13 protein-coding genes and 1 pseudogene are annotated in these 17,824 nt (G+C 39.3%); 12 read left to right on the top strand and 2 right to left on the bottom strand.

Features of this window, described 5'->3' with window-relative positions; translation table 11 throughout:
- The first annotated feature begins 66 nt into the window (after positions 1 to 66).
- From HMPREF9144_RS12095 to HMPREF9144_RS12140, 10 genes and pseudogenes are all read left to right on the top strand, one after another.
- Complete coding sequence (locus tag HMPREF9144_RS12095) at positions 67 to 2,187, top strand: outer membrane beta-barrel family protein (RefSeq protein ID WP_006046415.1); 2,121 nt, start codon at positions 67 to 69, stop codon at positions 2,185 to 2,187.
- Positions 2,188 to 2,204: 17 nt separating this feature from the next.
- A complete protein-coding gene (locus HMPREF9144_RS12100) occupies positions 2,205 to 2,780 on the top strand; it encodes a cysteine peptidase family C39 domain-containing protein (protein WP_370992442.1) in 576 nt (191 codons plus the stop codon).
- Positions 2,781 to 2,788: 8 nt separating this feature from the next.
- Positions 2,789 to 5,065, top strand: a complete 2,277-nt coding sequence (locus HMPREF9144_RS12105; RefSeq protein WP_006046417.1) for a TonB-dependent receptor — start codon at positions 2,789 to 2,791, stop codon at positions 5,063 to 5,065.
- Positions 5,066 to 5,536, top strand: a pseudogene (locus HMPREF9144_RS12110) (cysteine peptidase family C39 domain-containing protein); the annotation flags it as partial.
- A 35-nt stretch (positions 5,537 to 5,571) separates the two neighbouring features.
- Positions 5,572 to 5,862 (top strand): helix-turn-helix domain-containing protein, encoded by a 291-nt coding sequence (locus HMPREF9144_RS12115; RefSeq protein WP_040595817.1) that lies wholly within the window; start codon positions 5,572 to 5,574, stop codon positions 5,860 to 5,862.
- Between the two features lie 437 nt (positions 5,863 to 6,299).
- On the top strand, positions 6,300 to 8,459 hold the full coding sequence (locus HMPREF9144_RS12120; RefSeq protein WP_006046420.1) for an outer membrane beta-barrel family protein: 2,160 nt from the start codon (positions 6,300 to 6,302) through the stop codon (positions 8,457 to 8,459).
- Complete coding sequence (locus tag HMPREF9144_RS12125) at positions 8,459 to 10,651, top strand: peptidase domain-containing ABC transporter (protein WP_006046421.1); 2,193 nt, start codon at positions 8,459 to 8,461, stop codon at positions 10,649 to 10,651. The genes HMPREF9144_RS12120 and HMPREF9144_RS12125 overlap by 1 nt, the downstream gene beginning before the upstream one ends.
- 15 nt (positions 10,652 to 10,666) lie before the next feature.
- Positions 10,667 to 11,146, top strand: coding sequence for an HlyD family secretion protein (locus tag HMPREF9144_RS12130; protein WP_006046422.1), 480 nt, complete (start codon positions 10,667 to 10,669; stop codon positions 11,144 to 11,146).
- A gap of 711 nt (positions 11,147 to 11,857) precedes the next feature.
- Positions 11,858 to 13,051, top strand: coding sequence for a CobW family GTP-binding protein (locus HMPREF9144_RS12135; protein WP_006046425.1), 1,194 nt, complete (start codon positions 11,858 to 11,860; stop codon positions 13,049 to 13,051).
- A gap of 10 nt (positions 13,052 to 13,061) precedes the next feature.
- Positions 13,062 to 13,742, top strand: coding sequence for a peptidylprolyl isomerase (locus tag HMPREF9144_RS12140; RefSeq protein ID WP_006046426.1), 681 nt, complete (start codon positions 13,062 to 13,064; stop codon positions 13,740 to 13,742).
- 610 nt (positions 13,743 to 14,352) lie between these two features.
- Here the strand turns inward: HMPREF9144_RS12140 and HMPREF9144_RS12145 are convergent.
- Both HMPREF9144_RS12145 and HMPREF9144_RS12150 read right to left on the bottom strand, forming a co-directional pair.
- Positions 14,353 to 14,949, bottom strand: coding sequence for an OmpH/Skp family outer membrane protein (locus tag HMPREF9144_RS12145; protein WP_040595930.1), 597 nt, complete (start codon positions 14,947 to 14,949; stop codon positions 14,353 to 14,355).
- 59 nt (positions 14,950 to 15,008) lie between these two features.
- A complete protein-coding gene (locus HMPREF9144_RS12150) occupies positions 15,009 to 15,203 on the bottom strand; it encodes a hypothetical protein (protein ID WP_174262618.1) in 195 nt (64 codons plus the stop codon).
- 77 nt (positions 15,204 to 15,280) lie between these two features.
- On the opposite strand from HMPREF9144_RS12150, the gene HMPREF9144_RS12155 reads away from it, so the two are divergent.
- Positions 15,281 to 16,732, top strand: coding sequence for an aminoacyl-histidine dipeptidase (locus tag HMPREF9144_RS12155; protein ID WP_040595819.1), 1,452 nt, complete (start codon positions 15,281 to 15,283; stop codon positions 16,730 to 16,732).
- Between the two features lie 221 nt (positions 16,733 to 16,953).
- Positions 16,954 to 17,553, top strand: a complete 600-nt coding sequence (locus tag HMPREF9144_RS12160) for a porin family protein (protein ID WP_006046432.1) — start codon at positions 16,954 to 16,956, stop codon at positions 17,551 to 17,553.
- Positions 17,554 to 17,824: the final 271 nt, after the last annotated feature.

Below are 17,824 nucleotides of genomic sequence, written 5' to 3' on the forward strand. Positions count from 1 at the left end.
TTCCATGTATAAAAAGAATTTATCAGAACTTCTTCCTGAATTTTATACATATAAATATTCTAATTTATGAAAAAGGTAATAACATTAATCATTTTTTGTGTACATATTTCCTTTTGTTTCTGTCAAAACGAAATAAAAGATAGTTCCAATGTGGCAATCATTGAATTGGACAATGTTGTGGTAAAAGGAAAGATACCACGTGTACAAACCAAAGGAAGCATTTCAAAAATTCAAGTTGCCAATACAGTTTTAGCAAAGATGGGGACCGCTATGAGAATGTTATATCATACACCAGGATTACATTCTGTCAATGATAACGTTGAAGTCAATGGAATGGGTGAACCTATCTATGTTTTAGACGGACGGGTCCTATCGAATGCAAACATATTATCTACTTTGCAAGCAGACAATATCAAAAGTATTGAGATAGATAGAGCCCCCTCTGCAAAGTATAGTCCAAACGGACAACCTGTTATTTCTATATCCACCATAAAGCATATTAATGACTTTATGTTTCTTAGTGTTAGCAACTATTTGAAGCAGACAAGAATGTTTTCTGATGCAGGAATCCTCAATATGATGGGACAATATAAGAAGTTTTCCGCAAGCCTGTCCTATATGGGTGGAAAAGATGGTAATAAAAATAAAGAGACATATTTTCGCAATGTCTATGGTAATGATATATTTGGTATCAAACAAAAGCGAGAGACTCCGATAACTACCTTAGCACATAAAATAAACTTTTCTGCCGATTACCAGTTGAATACAAAAAGTAGACTGGGATTTTATTATTTCTACCAATTCAGCAAAGAAGATAATAAGGCGTACGGTACAAATTTGACGAGTTGGAAAAAACAAGAGCAATGGAGAGATATTGACAGACAAGGTAGGAATTTAGAGAATATACACAGTGGGACGTTGCAGTACGTTTATGCAAACAATAACTACAGCTTAGACATTTCACAAGAAATAGCCTCTACAAATATAAACCATAATACACAAACATTGGAGAGTGGTGCAGGCATATTGTCGTTAGTTAAAAGCCATGGCAATAGTAGATATACCGTCTATACCACAAACATTGATAACAGTTTCAGGCTTCCATGGAAAATTAATGCGATGGCAGGAATATTGTATAACTATGTAGATTCAAAATCTAAAACAAATTCAGAGATACCTTACCTGAACTCGCAGAACTATATAAACAACATCAATGTTAAAGAGTCGAATCCACAAGCATATTTATCTTTCTCAAGAACTTTTGGTAAATGGACAATAATGCCTGCTGCACGCTACCAATATATACATAGAACCATTGGAAGTGTTTCTGGTACAAACACCAAAGAAAACCTATTTAAACAAAACTTCTCTACGCTCTGTCCTGTAGTTACTATAAAATATCGACCAAACGATAATTGGTTCTTCCAATTGAACTACAGAAAGAATCTTACCCAACCAAACTTTGCTCAGTTAAATTCTGGACTTGTTTACCAAGACTCTCTTTTGTATAGTACAGGAAATACAAGTCTTAAAAACGAAATAATGGATCGCTACACGCTTAGTTCTACATGGAAAGACTTAACATTGTCATTGCGTTATACCTACCGAAAAAATCCTCTTGTTAGTGTACTCAGGCAGATTGATGCAACGAGCAATATTCTGTGTTCTTATTCGATGAATATGAAGAAAGCCAGTGATTTCAGAGTAATATTGAATTACTCTAAAGCTCTTGGCAATCTTGAGCTTTCATGCGAAGGAGAAGTTGTTTTTCCTAATAGCGAATACGTATTTGAAGGAAAAACATATAAAAATGATAGAATTGCTTTCAATGGGCAAGTAAATATAAACTATGCTTTCACTCCAAATATTTATCTGTTTACCGATTACACCTATCAAGGCAGAAATGAATACCTATTGTACAATCAAAAGAGCATTCATAGCTGGAATATGGGCGTAGCAGCTTCGTTATTAAAGAATAGATTAAACATCAATCTTGCGATAAATGATATCTTGGGCAAAGCTAACTACAACAATATTTTGTATCACTTCAATAACGTAGATTGGGGAACGCGAGGTAAAAATGATATGCGCGGGGTAGAACTTACTATATCTTACACTATCTTCAATAAAGAAGTAAATGTTAAAGCTAATAGAAAGAATGAAGATATTATACAGCGCACTATGTAATGAACAATATACGTTATGTGAGACAACATGACTCAATGGAGTGTGGTATTTCTTGTCTATCAATGGTCTGTAAGATTTTTGATCGGGAATACAACACTTCTGAACTTTACAAGATTTGCAAGGCTACTAAAGAAGGTGTCTCATTAAAAGCCATCACAGAAACAGCTCAAACAATCGGGCTTGAATCTGTTTCGGTACGAATCTCTGTAAAAGAGTTAATGACCCATAAGTTATGTTCTATTCTCCATTGGAACCAAAATCATTTTGTTGTACTATACAAAGTCAAAAAGAATAGATTCTACATTGCTGACCCTGCAAAAGGGCATGTAAAATACGACCTCGAAGTATTTAAGAAGCATTGGGTAAGCACGCAATCGGACGGTGAGGAAAAGGGTATCGCTATGTTCTTGGAACCTACTCCTGCATTTTATGAAAAGAAGATGGACGAAGAACCTAAAGAGGAACGCTCGTTTAAGTTCCTCTTTGGTTACATTAAGCAATATCGTAAGTATTATAATTCCATTAAATTTAATGGAATGGATATCAATCTGGAAAATTCAATTGTAAATTACATCGAATCAATATGTAAATAATTTATATTATGGTGTTAAGAACTCTCACAACTTTATGGTTTGCCTTTGTAGTCTCGTTGATAAGCAGCAACGCACAGAACAGGATATACGGTACGGTGACCGATCCGTCTGGCTGTCCATTAGTCGGCGTTGACTGCGTATTGGCCAGCTTATCTGACACGGCAGCCATTGCTCACACGCTGACGGATTCAAAAGGAATCTTCAGTTTGAATGTAGACGAAGACGGACAGTTTCTGTTGAAATTCTCTTGCTTAGGGTATCGGCCACAACAGCTAACGTGCAAGCGTGGCGATATCGGAGTGGTCAAGCTGACAGAAAGCATACAGAACCTTTCAGAGGTCACTGTGTCGGCCCAAGGGCTAAGAAGCTTCGGCAACGCAGATATCATCCTGTTAGACAGGCGTGCCAGACAGATGGGAAACAACGCTTTGGAGGCCATCAGTAGCCTGCCGCAATTCAGACTTTCAACAAACAGCGGTGAACTGCTGACGGCAGATGGTAAAATTGTCTTGGTGCTGATTGATGGAATCAGGAGGTCGGTACGCGAACTGATGCTGCTCAAAGCCGACGAAATAAAGACCCTGCACTACTATTCCAATCCACCTGCAAGGTTTGCGCATGAGAAGATAGGTGCTGTATTAGATGTAGCGACTAAACGCACCAACAAAAGGCAGTATTCACTATATCTCGACACCAAAAACAGTATCACCACAGGATATGGTACCAACTTGATTTCCACCAGTTATAGCGATTCGCTCAACAAGGTGTCTGCAGCATATTTTCTGGACTACAGACATCTTAACCGGAACACCATGGAAAACCGTTATGTCTATCCGGATGATGTGACGAATGATTACAAGGGCTTGTCGGGTAAATACACTGGTGCCTACCACATAGGACAATTATTCTATCAGCGTTTCCAAAACAGCAACCTTTTCAATATCACTTTAGAATATCGTAAGTCTCCGGCTACCCAGCAATACAGTCAACAGCTCTTGCGGACGGGTACATTGGAAGATACCAACCACAGAAGGCTTCAAAGTGACTTTTCCTCCATATCGGCCAACATCTACTTCGGACACACTTTCCGCAAAGGCAACAGTCTGTCGGTCAATGTGGTGAACACTTATTTCAAATCCAAATCGAACAATAATCTAACAAACACCTCGGGAACGGGAACGTTTACCAACGTCGTCGACAACAAGTCTTACTCGCTAATAGCAGAAGCACTTTATACTGATAAACTGTGGCATGGAAATATACAGATAGGAGCCTACTATCAATACAAAAACCTGCATCAGATAGACGGGGCATCCAATTTATCGACAGTGAACACGCAAAAGGAATACCTATACGCCGACTACACCAATCAATGGGGGGCATTGTCCTACAACCTGGGGATCGGTGTGGAGAACAACCGATATAGAACTGTGACGAAGGCAATAGCCAACTACATCCTTATGCGGCCTTCTGTTTCTCTTAATTACCAGCTACACAAACACAGTTCGCTACGCCTGATCTCGTCCATAGCATCTGCGGTTCCTAACGTCGGTCAGCTCACAGATAGTCGCACCATCGTGGATGAACGATTCTATCTACAAGGCAACAGCAATCTGAAGCCCTACCATTTCTACCGTACCGAACTTAGCTTCCAGTATGCGTCGGCCAACAATATCTGGTTTGTCAAACCTTCCATCAGCCACGCCTACTATCCCAACAAGAATATGACAGTTGTTTCCGCTGACGGTTCGGACTTCGTGAACCAGATTGTGGGCATCCGCCATGTCAACGAGTATGGCGCATCGCTTGTTTTGAGTTGCAGACCTTTCTCCTGGCTAACTTTGCAGCCTTACTATAACTATCTGTCTTCCAAATACAATACGCCCAATCAGCGTGTCAACCACAATCTGAACAATGTAGGAATCTCTTGTCAGGTGGTGGCAGGCAAGTGGCAGTTCATTACCAACCACAATCTACCGATGACCACTGTTGAAGGTGATGTTTTTGAGAAGATTGGGTATAATGCGAACGCATCCCTTACCTATAAATTAGGTGCAATCACCGTGGGTGCTATGTTCATTTACAATCCCGATCCTTCCAGGATTTATGCGGACACTCCTTCATTCCATTTCGTAGAAAAGACCCGATGGGGTAATTTCAAAAATCTTGTGGCACTGACTTTCGTCTATTCTTTGACGAAAGGCAATTCACGACGGCACATGGGTAAAAATATTAATAATAGAGACAACGACTCCGGTCTAACCAAATACAACACAGCAAAATAAATGTCCTTTTATTTTTATAGGCAACATGACGCCATGCAATGCGGGATTGCCTGCATGGCTATGGTTTGTAAGTATTATGGTAGAATATATTCGTTCGAAAACCTATCAAATATATGTTCTATAACCAATGAGGGTGTTTCAATGCAGGCTTTAAAACAATTGGCAGAGGCCTTAGGTTTTGATGTACTATGTGGAAAAGCAAGTTTATATCAAATAAAAGACATAAATTATCCTTGCTTACTCCATTGGAATCAAAACCATTTCGTTGTACTATACAAAGTCAAAAAGAATAGATTCTACATTGCTGACCCCGCAAAGGGACTTGTTAAATATAATCTCGAGGAATTTAAGAAGCACTGGGTAAGTACACAATCGGGCGGAGAGGAAAAGGGTATCGCTATGTTCTTAGAACCTACACCTGCGTTTTATGAAAAGAAGATGGACGAAGAACCTAAAGAAGAACGCTCGTTTAATATGCAAGTGTAGTGCAAATAAATAGGAAGATTATGGAACAGGTAAGAGACTTAAATATGGAGGCTGACGATATGCAGGTGGCGCTGTCCGCTATCAGCAGTGTAAGTAGAAGGATAAAGGAAGTAGCACAGACCCACAAACCGCTGTTTGGTAGAGAACATTTCCTAACGGGCAAGGAAGTATGCGAGCGGCTGTATATCAGTCCCCGTACCTTGCAGGACTATCGCGATAGGAAGATTACTCCCTACACGCAATTTGCAGGAAAAATCCTCTACAAAGCTTCGGACTTAGAATGGTTGTTGGAAGAGAAATATAAAGTATAGGCAGGAGAATACTCTCTTTATCTTATTGGAATTGCCTCCACCATATATTTTATACAAAATACATGGTAGAGGCCTTTTGCTTTCATATTTTTGCTATGCATGAAACGTAGAAAACCATGCGAAAATTTGTGAAGAAGTACCAACCGTCCAAGAAATCGTAAGAAAAATTCCATAGATGGGACATACGGACACATACATGTCAAAAAGCACAGCCATGAATATGCCCAAAGGTTAATTAGTGTGCATTTTACGGCAGTTTAATTGTTAAATTCTCGATTCCCATCGAAATTTCGGAGAAAATTCTTGCAATCTAAAGAAAAAAAGACTATTTTCGCAAAAACAACCATTAGATATTCTTATGTATGTTATAGAGATATTGTAAGAAAATATGGTCCAAAACATTGGGATTATCCTGATGTAAATTGCCCAAAGTCCCTATGAAAAAGTATTTATACATCCTTTCTTTTTGTTTTTTGCAATGTGTACTAACGGGCTTTGCACAGAACAAACATACCTCAATATCAGATACAATAAATCTTTCTGAAGTAACTGTATTAGCAGAAAGACCATTTGTTCAACATAAAGCTGACAGAATGATAGTTAGTGTAGAGCATAGTAAATTGTTAAAGGCACGTTCTCTTTCTAATATATTGAATTTGATTCCGGGTGTAAATTATGATGGAGAAGGTGGTATTACCATTATGGGCAATGGTATCAAAATATATGAAAATGGAAAATTGGTAAGGTTAAGCGGGGCGCAGCTCAAAAGATATTTATCATCCTTGCGCGGTAATGATATAAAGAATTTGGAGTTGCTGCCTCAGGCAACAGCCGGGTATGATGCAGAAGGAGGCACGGGCGTTCTTGTTATTAACCGTCAGAAGAAACATGAGTACGGACTATCAGGTTATGTGGGCAGTGAATACGAACGGAAAAGCAAGAACCTGTTTTCGGAATTTGCAGGGGTAACCTATTCGTGGGGGAACGTTGCTCTTTATGCTAATATGGCATTAGGGCAGTCGGCAAGTCATAGTAAGATATCTGAAAGCGACTATGGACAAAACATTATCGTCAATAGTATATCTGAAACTACAAATAAAAGTCTTTATTATATGCCTAAGTTGGGCATCGACTTTTATATATCTCCAAAGCATTATTTAGGCGTAGAATGGTTGGGCAACTATTCAAAGGATTATGCCAATGCCTGTTGGGTTCATTCTACCGTTACCGATAATAGTCCTAATCAAACAAATATTCTAAGTTATGCTCCATACTCTTTAAGACCTAATACCAATAATGTTACTTTAAATTATGAATGGAAAACAGATACACTGGGCAGTAACCTGAACTTTCTTGCTGATTATGTAGGAGAAAGAGAACATGATTTGTACGAGTATGAGAATAAATACACCTTAGGTATAGGTGGGGATAGTATTATATCTAAATCGCAACCCTCATTCGAACACATCAATATATATAGTGCACAGGTAGATTTTACAAAGTTCTTCAACCGCCATCAGTTTACGATTGGTGTCAAGTATGTCAATGCTGGTATCCATTATGATAATAAGCTATATCTCGGAAACACGACATTAGGAGGAGTGTTATCGGAAGATGTTGACCAACGGGATAATTTCAGTTATGATGAGCAACGATATGCGATATATGGAATGTACAGGTACTCCTCACGACCTTGGGATTTTCAAGTGGGACTACGTGACGAATATACAGAATGGAATACCCAACAAAGAGTTAGAACCCAATTACATAACAACCAAAAAGGCAATAATTTCTTCCCGTCTTTCTTTGTGAGAAAAAACATGGGACAAGGGAATGCCCTGTCGCTTAGTTATACGCAATCGATAAACCGTCCGTCGTATCAGATGGTAAATCCATTTGTTTTTCATCTGTCCGAAACATCTTATAAGGAAGGTAATCCTAATCTGAAAGGCGAATTGCTGTACAATGCAGGATTACAATTCGTTTTGAAGTCAAGATATGTTTTCTCGTTATCTGCATTTTTTATTGATAGGAAAATCAATGAGGTATACGAACAGATGAACGAACAACAAACGCGCTACACATTAAGAAATGATGGCAATTTAAAGAAATTAGCTTTATACATAGAATTTCCTTTCACGTGTGGTATATGGAATAGCAGAAGTAATGTCGAGCTAAGTGAAAACTTTTATCGGAACAGTACCAAACGTGTTAATGACTTTGGGCTTGTCCTGTCAAGTTTTAATCGTTTCAGGTTGTCCAAGCAACTTACTGCAATGGCTAATTTACGCTATATCAGGCATTATAAACAACTTTATCTTATTCAGAAATCAGATTACTTTGGAGTAGATATAGAGGGGGATTATAGTTGTTTGAAAGACAAGCTGAATATCAATTTTGGTGTAAAAGACTTGCTGAATAGCAGAGGAAAGAATCAACAAATATTCAAGAACGGTGACTTTGAGCACCGTACAGACTTTAATTTCATTTCCCGAAAAATCTTTGTCAGTGTAACATTTAGTTTTTCTGCCGGGTCAAAACATGCAATCCAGCATGATAAGATACACTCTAATGAAGAAGAAAAAGAAAGAATGTAATGAATAACTTCCCTTTTATTAAGCAACATGATGCGATGGAGTGTGGAGTTGCATGCCTTGCGATGGTATGTAATTTTTTTAGAATCGAATATTCAATAGAATATCTTTCTAGAATTTGCTTTGCAACCACAGAAGGAGTCTCATTACTTGGTATTAATGAAACAGCTTTACAACTTGGATTACGAACTATCAGCGGAAGAATCAGTATTAATAAACTTTGGGAGGCTCATTACCCCTGCATCCTCCATTGGAACCAAAATCATTTTGTTGTACTGTACAAAGTCAAAAAGAATAGATTCTACATTGCTGACCCCGCAAAGGGACTTGTTAAATACAATCTCGAAGAATTTAAGAAGCACTGGGTAAGTACACAATCGGACGGTGAGGAAAAGGGTATCGCTATGTTCTTAGAACCTACTCCTGCCTTTTATGAAAAGAAGATGGACGAAGAACCTAAAGAGGAACGCTCGTTTAAGTTCCTCTTTGGTTACATTAAGCAATATCGTAAGTATTTCGGTCAAATTGTTTTAGGTTTACTGGTGGGCAGTTTGTTGCAGCTCATTCTGCCTTTCCTCACACAATCTATTGTGGATGTGGGCATTAAAAACCAAAATATTGGCTTTATATGGCTGATACTCCTTGGACAACTGATGCTTACCATTAGCCGAACTGCCATCGATTTTATCCGCCGTTGGCTGTTGCTCCACATCTCGTTGCGCATAAACATTTCGTTGGTAAGCGATTTCTTTATTAAGCTTTTAAAGTTGCCTATGTCGTTCTTCGATACCAAACTAATGGGCGACCTTATGCAGCGTATGGGCGACCACAACCGTGTAAACTCGTTTCTGACACAACAAACGCTCAGTATTGTGTTCTCGCTCTTTACCTTTATTGTATTCAGCATTGTATTGTTATCCTATAATTGGCTTGTCTTCGCCATTTTCATGCTCGGCAGTCTGCTTTATGGCGGTTGGCTTGCACTATTTCTTAGGCGCAGAAAGGTACTCGACTACGAACTCTTTGAGCAACAAGCCATCAACAACAATAAAACCTACGAATTTATTACCTCTATGCAGGAGATAAAACTGCAAGACTGTGAACAGCGCAGACGCTGGGAATGGGAGGACGTGCAGGCTGATTTATTCAACGTACAGATGAAATCGCTAAAGCTCCAACAAACGCAGGAGGCTGGCAGCATTTTCATCAACGAACTGAAGAATATTGTAATCACCGTGGTGGCAGCAACTGCTGTTATTCACGGACAACTAACACTGGGTATGATGCTTGCCGTGCAGTACATCATAGGACAGCTCAACTCGCCAGTGGAACAGCTAATGAGTTTCTTCTATTCTGTGCAAGACGTGAGGATTAGTCTTGAACGTATAAACGAAATACACCGTATGGACGATGAGAACGGAAAACAAGGATTGGAAACTTCAGTAACTGACGAAACTAAGGGTATAGACATGGAAAACATAAACTTTAAATACGACCCACATGCACTGAAAACTATCATAGATGATGTTAGTCTCACTATCCCCAAAGGCAAGGTAACAGCCATTGTCGGAGCGTCGGGTAGCGGAAAAACCACGCTCATCAAACTTATGCTGGGCTATTATCCTGTGCTGGGCGGACAAATCACCATTGGCGGAACAGATGTAAACACGCTTAATAAAAAATGGTGGCGCAGACAGTGTGGCGTGGTGATGCAAGATGGTGTGATATTCTCTGAATCGATAGCTCGCAATATAGCCGTAGACGATAAGGAGATAGACAAACAACGATTACAGACGGCTGCAGAGATAGCTTGTATTCACAATTATGTAATGGGATTGCCCCTAAAATACAACACAAAGATTGGGCGCGATGGTGTAGGCTTAAGTCAGGGACAAAAACAGCGCATACTGATAGCAAGAGCCGTATATAAGAATCCCGACTACATTTTCCTTGACGAAGCTACCAACTCGCTCGATGCCAACAACGAACGTATGATAGTGGAACATCTGGACGAGTTCTACAAAGGCAAGACGGTAGTTATAGTGGCTCACCGACTAAGCACGGTGAAGAATGCCGACCAGATTGTGGTATTGGATAAAGGCAAAGTAGTAGAAACAGGCAACCACGAAACACTCACGGCAAAGCGTGGTGCATACTATAACCTCGTGAAAAATCAGTTAGAATTAGGCAACTAATAATAGAGAAACACTATGGCAGACAGCAAGATAGAACTCCGCAGCGAGAAAGTAAGACATATCATTGGCGAAATACCATCAGGAATAGTGCGCTATGGCATCACCATCATCACCATTGTTATATTAGTACTGCTGGTAGGTGCATATTTTATACCTTATCCCGAAACCATCAGTGCAAGAATTGAGATGACCGACAGGCAACAAGGCACAGTAGATATTCCTTATAAATACGTGAATACTGTAAAAAAAGGAAAGAACGTCAGCATTGAGTTGGAGGGATACGATACAGAAATGTATGGTGCAGCCAATGGCACGATAACAGCCACAATGCATACGCCCCGACAAACGGCAGCAGGCAGCATGTTCACAGCACAGGTAAAGGTAACGGATTGCAAGTATAAAATTATCGGTGGAATGACAGGCACAGCATCTATACTTGTTAGCAACGAAAGCGTGTTACAGAGGATTCTCCAGAGAATAACAAATATCATGTGATTTTCTTTTTAATCGCAATGAATAGATAAACAATATATCCAAATGGAGTTACTGCAAGTGCAATAATTTCGTACACACTCCAACGTAAATCCGATTCATCGTGCCCGTATATATCTGTTATCAATTCTGTGGGTGATTGTCATCATTTTGTGGGGGGTTATTCATTGTATGTGGGGTTTTTGTATATGTGGGCGCGATAAATCGGTCCCCTACAGCTGCGAACAGATTGCCAAAACATTGCTGACAGATTGGAATAATGCGTGGCGAACACACACCGTTAGGCGAACGGATTGGAATAATGCGTGGGGGGAATGAATGGCGATAAATAATATGCAGAAAAAACTTAGGAATAACTGTCAGATATTCGTTGTTTTTGTTTTAGATATCTGTCGCAATCGTTTCAGATATCTGTCGTGTTCGTTTTAGATATCTGTCAGTTGCGAATTAGATATCTGTAAAATCAGAAACTTTATAGTGCTATGTTATAACGGCTAAAAACCGCTTTTTTGTTTGCTTTGGTTAGCTTCCACACAGAGGCGTTTATGCACTAAAGGGCAACTAACACCGAAGAAAGCAAAACTACAGAGAGCGTATAAAGAAAATAAAACATAGAAATGCAAGCAAAAAACCACCAATGTAGCACAATTATAATATAATTATTGTACCTTTGTATAGTAGAAACATCATAATAAAACATACATTATATAATATATGAAACAGAACGAAACGCCCGTCTTACTGCTTACAGGGTATCTTGGAAGCGGGAAAACAACACTCGTAAACAAAATTCTTAGCAACAATAAAGGCATAAAGTTCGCTGTTATTGTAAACGATATTGGCGAAGTGAATATAGATGCCGACCTCATAGAAAAAGGCGGTGTGGTAGACCAGCAAGACGATTCGTTGGTGGCATTGCAGAATGGTTGCATCTGCTGCACGCTAAAAATGGATTTGGTGAAACAGCTTAGCGACATTGTTAAACAAAACCGTTTCGACTACATTGTTATAGAGGCAAGTGGCATTTGCGAACCTGCACCAATAGCACAAACCATCTGCGCTTATCCGCAAGTATATCCCGACCTTGCTAAAGATGGGCGTGCGGTGCTTAGAAACATTGTTACCGTTGTTGATGCACGACGTATGTGCGATGAGTTTTCTGCTGGAAACGACCTTCTAAAGAAAAATTTAGAAGAGGACGATATAGAGAATTTGCTGATACAGCAAATAGAATTTTGCAACATTGTACTGCTAAACAAGGTAGACGATGTATCGGCTGAAGAACTAAATAAGGTGCGAAAAATAGTAAGAGCACTGCAACCAAAGGCAGAAATGATTGAATGCAACTACGGAGATGTAGATTTTGAACGCATTTTAGGTGCAAACGACTTCGATTTCGATAAAGTAGCAACCTCCGCTTCGTGGATTGCTGCCATTGAAAACGATGACGATGAACACGAACATGGACACGACCACCATCATCACCATCATCACGACCACCACCATGACCACCTTGAGAACGAAGAAAGTGGAGAGGCTTTGGAATACAATATAGACACTTTTGTTTACTATGCTCGTAAGCCAATGGACTTAAACTTTTTCGACGACTTTGTTGCACGTAAGTGGCACAAAAGCATTATACGGTGTAAAGGGTTGTGCTATTTCGACAACGAAAAAGACACCTGCTATGTTTTCGAACAGGCTGGTAAGCAAGTTACCCTGCGCAATGCCGGACAATGGTATGCCACAATGCCAGCCTTTGAGCTTCGTGAGTTTCTTGAGAAAAACCCGAAACTAAAGAAAGACTGGGAAGAGCCTTATGGAGACCGTATGCAAAAGCTAGTATTCATTGGTCAGAATATGGATAAAGAGGCAATAAAAGCCGAATTAGACAAATGCCTGAAATAAACGAAGAAATATGAAGAGAACTATTTTTATTTGCTTGCTCTGCCTTGTTGCAGTTCTGGCACAAGCACAAAGCGAGCCTCAGCACGAAGTGGAACTTGTTACAGATAGTGGAACAATAGTGCTTGCATTATATAACGACACTCCTAAGCATTGCGACAACTTCCTGAAACAAGTGCGTTCTGGTGCCTACAATGGGGTGCTATTTCATCGTGTTATTAAAGACTTTATGGTGCAAACAGGCGATTTAGCTTCGAAAACAGCAAAGCCAGGGCAACAGCTTGGCGATACGCCAGAAGCATATAGCATACCTGCCGAAATTTGTTTTCCTAAGCACTACCATAAACGAGGCGCACTGGCAGCCGCACGCGAGGGCGATAACGTTAATCCTGAAAGAGCATCATCGTCTACACAGTTTTACATTGTTTGGGGACAAAAGTTTACCGACAAGCAGTTGGAATGGGCGCAAAGCAGAATAGACAAATATACCAACGGACAGGCAAAACTAACTCCCGAACTTTGCGAAGTGTATAAAACGCAGGGGGGCACACCTCATCTCGATGGTTCGTACACTGTTTTCGGCGAAGTTATTGACGGTTTAAACGTTATTGAGAAAATACAAAAAACAACAACCGATAGCAACGATAGACCCGTAAACGATATACGCATTATTAGCGCAAGAGTAATAAAATAAAAGCATTTTAAAGCAAATAGGGCATTACATCATAATATGTATAGTTCGTATTGCTATGATATTGTTTGCTAACATCTTTTATATTCTTATAGGCAGATTGTGTGTCTGTGCAACTTTACGTAGCCCGCTACACCAGCATTACCCAGACAGGCAATCTGCACGATAATAAAACAAAATATGTTTAGCTTTAACAACAAATTTGGGTTTAAAGCATAGAGCTCTTAAGAATACTATTCTCGTAGCAACTCTATGCTTATTTCGTGTTTTACAAACACTACTATTGCTACGTTTTTTTACAACTATAAAAGAACAAAAAAACTTATAACCGCTAAGAATATCTAACCTCTCTGAAGTTTCAGAAACACTTGTTTGCTACGCCAAACAAATGTTATTGTAAATACAGTAATATGCTATTGTAAATACAGTAATATGTTTTTGCACAACAGTTTGTGTGTTTTGCATAAAAAAAGGACGTGTCAATCGCGACACATCCTTCGTTATTAACCTCAAATCTTTGTCTGTATGTTCATTGTTATACTCAAATAACAATGTTCTTTCTTCTGTATCACTACAGAAAAAAAGTCACTAAAATGAAAATAAAAATAATATTCTATTTCTTCAATCCTGTGTATGCTTTGTTCATTCCTTGCAACACATCACTTGTAATATTGCAAGCATCGTCGGCATAAAGAATGTTATCGCCACTCTTAGCAAGTATCATAACATACTTTTTATCTTTATTATAAGTCTTCAGATAGTTGTGTACACTGTCTGAAAGAGCCTTATTATATTTTGCAACCTCTTTCTGATACTCAGCTCCTAAACGTTGTTGCAAAGCCTCAGCGTCGGCAGCTTGCTTCTGAATACCAGCCTGAATTTGCTGTGCCTGTGCTTGTGTAAACTTGTTAGCCTGCACATTTTGTTGGAAGTTAGCCGCAGCTTGTTGCAAAGCTTGTTGCTTTCCGGCAAGAGTTTTCTGTATATTCTTCTCTTTTGCTTCGAGTATTTTTGTAACTTCTTTCCAATATTTGTATTGTCCCATAATAGAGTCTATCTCTACATAGGCTATTTGTTGCGAACCTGCAGTGGCTGTTGTAGCTGCTGTTTTTGGTGTTTCCTTTGTGTCGTTAGCTTGTGGTTGCTTGTTACAAGACATTATACCGCATGCCATTATTACGACTGCCAATGCACTTAAAGTACTTTTCATTTTTATGTTTTTATTAATATTCATTCGTTATAATCAATGGGTGTGTTCTGCCATATTTCTTAATAAGCCTTGTTAGAGGCACGTGCCTCGCGGTCTTGATCAATAACACAATGTATTCCTTTTTCGCGCATATATTTATTATCGTGTATATGTTGCGATTGGAAGTTAGCACCTTTTTTTAATAGCACTCTTACCGAAAGCAATAGCATTGCAATAGCAATTATTAACACACTCAACAGTAAAGTTTCAACCATTTTACTTATCTTTGCATCTAATATTTCTGGCAAAGGTAGCACAAATCAAGAATATAACAAAACAAATACTATTAAAAATGACAAACAGTGAATTAAAACCAGCTCGTGTATTCGAGCAGTTCGCAAAAATTAATCAGATTCCTCGTCCTTCTAAACATGAGGAAAAGATGATAGAGTATCTTGTGGAGTTTGGCAAAAACCACAATTTGGATACCAAAGTAGATAAGACTGGCAACGTGCTTATTACTAAACCTGCAACGAAAGGTATGGAAAACGCACCCACCATTATATTGCAAAGCCATATAGATATGGTTTGCGACAAGCTTGTAGACTTAGATTTCGATTTCCACAAAGATGCCATTCAAACCTATATAGATGGTGAATGGCTAAAAGCAAAAGGCACTACGCTGGGTGCCGATGATGGTATTGGTGTGGCATACGAATTAGCTATACTCGATTCTGACGATATTGAACACGGAAAAATAGAGTGTCTCTTCACAGTAGATGAAGAAACAGGACTTACTGGTGCTTTTGGTTTAGAGCCTAATTGGCTTACTGGCGAATACCTTATTAATTTGGATTCGGAAGACGAAGGACAAATTTTCGTTAGCTGTGCTGGTGGTGTTACTACCGATTGTGTGTTTAATTTTAAACGCGAGAGTGCACCGTCTGGCTACTTCTTTATGGAAGTTAGTGTTAAGGGATTGATTGGCGGACACTCTGGAGACGACATTAACAAGAAGCGCGCAAATGCCATTAAGCTCATTGGACGCTTTCTCTACATGGAGCAAAGCAAGATAGATGTGCGCCTTGCTGCATGGAATTCGGGCAAATTAGATAATGCCATTCCACGCGATGGCAAGGCTGTCTTTGCTGTTCCTGCTGATAAGAAAGAGGAAGTTATGGCAGACTGGAACGTGTTTACAAAGGGTATTGAAGAAGAGTATCACGTGTCTGACCCTAACGCTGTATGGGGAATGGAAAGCACAGAGGCGCGTCCGGTAATTGAGAAAGATGTTGCTCGCCGGCTTATCATGGCTGTGCAGGCTGTAGATAACGGTCCGCTCACCAACTGTCAGGACGAAGCCATTGCTTACATGGTTGAAACTTCTAGCAATATTGCTGTTGTAAAAACAGACGAAAACACTATTACCGTTATTGCATCGCAACGTTCTAACGTGCCAAGTGCGCTCATAAACATGGGCAACACTGTTAAGGCTTGTTTCGAAATGGCAGGTGCCGAAGTAACGCAACACGACCCTTATCCCGGTTGGAAAATGAATCCGGACTCTAAACTTGTTGATGTAGCAGTAGAAGAGTATAAAAAACTATTTGGCAAAGAGCCTAAAGTGCTTGGTATCCATGCTGGTTTGGAATGCGGACTGATATCTGAGAAGTATCCTAACGTAGATATGATGAGCGTTGGACCTACGCTTCGTTTCGTACATACACCCGATGAACGTTTGCTAATACCTACAGCGCAAATGGTTTGGGACCATCTTCTCGCAATACTAAAAAATATTAGATAATAGGCACTCTCCTCTAAGAAAACACATAATTACACGCCTGTTTGCTCGCAAAGAGTAGACAGGCGATTTTGTTTGCCACAAACAAAAAGAAATTGTTCTTTATCAATTTTTATCATTTATATTTCTTTTTTCTAATAAAATATTTGAGTGCAAACAGAAAAAAAGGTGTACATTTGCAACCAGAAAAGATAATTTATAAACAAACAAAATACTAGAAAGAAATGAAAAAGATTATTTTATCGGCAGCTATAATGCTTGCTTCTGTTGGTGCTTATGCACAACACGCAGTTGGTTCAATTAATCTACAACCAAAGATTGGTGTTAATATTGCTAACGTAACAGAAACTAAAGACACCGACCCACGTGTAGGTTTGGCAGCTGGTTTAGAGGCTGAATATCAGGTTTCAGACATCTTCTCTCTTTCTGCAGGTGCAATCTACTCTATGCAAGGTACTAAACGCGATTGGGAAAATGCAGGTGCAAAATACACTGCTACTACCAAATTAGACTACATTAACGTGCCTATTCTTGCTAACGTATACGTTACTAAAGGTTTAGCTGTTAAGCTAGGTGTACAACCAGGTTTTAAAGTTAATGCAAAATACGACACAAAAGCAACTGCTCTCGGTTTAGCTGTTAAGACTTCTTCTGAGCCAGATGTTAAGAGCGTAGACTTCTCTATTCCTGTTGGCATCTCTTACGAGTATGCAAACTTCCAACTCGATGCACGCTACAACTGGGGTCTAACTAAGATTTACAAGCACGGAGACGACAAAAACTCTGTATTCCAAATTACATTGGGCTACAAGTTCGACCTATAAACACTGCAACGTTGTGCCAAACACACATTGGCACTCGAAAACAAACACATATAAAAGACTGGCACTATGCATAGTGCTGGTCTTTTTTTTTAGATATCTAAGAGCTTCCTTTCAGATATCTGAGAGCTTCCTTTTAGATATCTAAGAATATTCTTTTAGATATCAGTGCACATTCGCCCACGCATAGTTGCACCACAACCTTGCTATAAAACACACACTGCACAAACCACAATGTAGAAAATCTTACTATTATTATAGCAAAAAAACTGAT

Origin of the sequence: Prevotella pallens ATCC 700821 (genome assembly GCF_000220255.1) — a bacterium.
Classification (GTDB): Bacteria; Bacteroidota; Bacteroidia; order Bacteroidales; family Bacteroidaceae; genus Prevotella; species Prevotella pallens.

What these genes read in the sequence shown, in the direction of transcription:
- HMPREF9144_RS12120 (WP_006046420.1), top strand. Translation starts at nt 6,300, where the DNA reads ATGAAAAAGTATTTATACATCCTTTCTTTTTGTTTTTTGCAATGTGTA.
- HMPREF9144_RS12095 (WP_006046415.1), top strand. Translation starts at nt 67, where the DNA reads ATGAAAAAGGTAATAACATTAATCATTTTTTGTGTACATATTTCCTTT.
- HMPREF9144_RS12160 (WP_006046432.1), top strand. Translation starts at nt 16,954, where the DNA reads ATGAAAAAGATTATTTTATCGGCAGCTATAATGCTTGCTTCTGTTGGT.
- HMPREF9144_RS12145 (WP_040595930.1), bottom strand. Translation starts at nt 14,949, where the DNA reads ATGAAAAGTACTTTAAGTGCATTGGCAGTCGTAATAATGGCATGCGGT.
- HMPREF9144_RS12140 (WP_006046426.1), top strand. Translation starts at nt 13,062, where the DNA reads ATGAAGAGAACTATTTTTATTTGCTTGCTCTGCCTTGTTGCAGTTCTG.
- HMPREF9144_RS12130 (WP_006046422.1), top strand. Translation starts at nt 10,667, where the DNA reads ATGGCAGACAGCAAGATAGAACTCCGCAGCGAGAAAGTAAGACATATC.
- HMPREF9144_RS12125 (WP_006046421.1), top strand. Translation starts at nt 8,459, where the DNA reads ATGAATAACTTCCCTTTTATTAAGCAACATGATGCGATGGAGTGTGGA.
- HMPREF9144_RS12135 (WP_006046425.1), top strand. Translation starts at nt 11,858, where the DNA reads ATGAAACAGAACGAAACGCCCGTCTTACTGCTTACAGGGTATCTTGGA.
- HMPREF9144_RS12105 (WP_006046417.1), top strand. Translation starts at nt 2,789, where the DNA reads ATGGTGTTAAGAACTCTCACAACTTTATGGTTTGCCTTTGTAGTCTCG.
- HMPREF9144_RS12150 (WP_174262618.1), bottom strand. Translation starts at nt 15,203, where the DNA reads ATGGTTGAAACTTTACTGTTGAGTGTGTTAATAATTGCTATTGCAATG.
- HMPREF9144_RS12155 (WP_040595819.1), top strand. Translation starts at nt 15,281, where the DNA reads ATGACAAACAGTGAATTAAAACCAGCTCGTGTATTCGAGCAGTTCGCA.
- HMPREF9144_RS12115 (WP_040595817.1), top strand. Translation starts at nt 5,572, where the DNA reads ATGGAACAGGTAAGAGACTTAAATATGGAGGCTGACGATATGCAGGTG.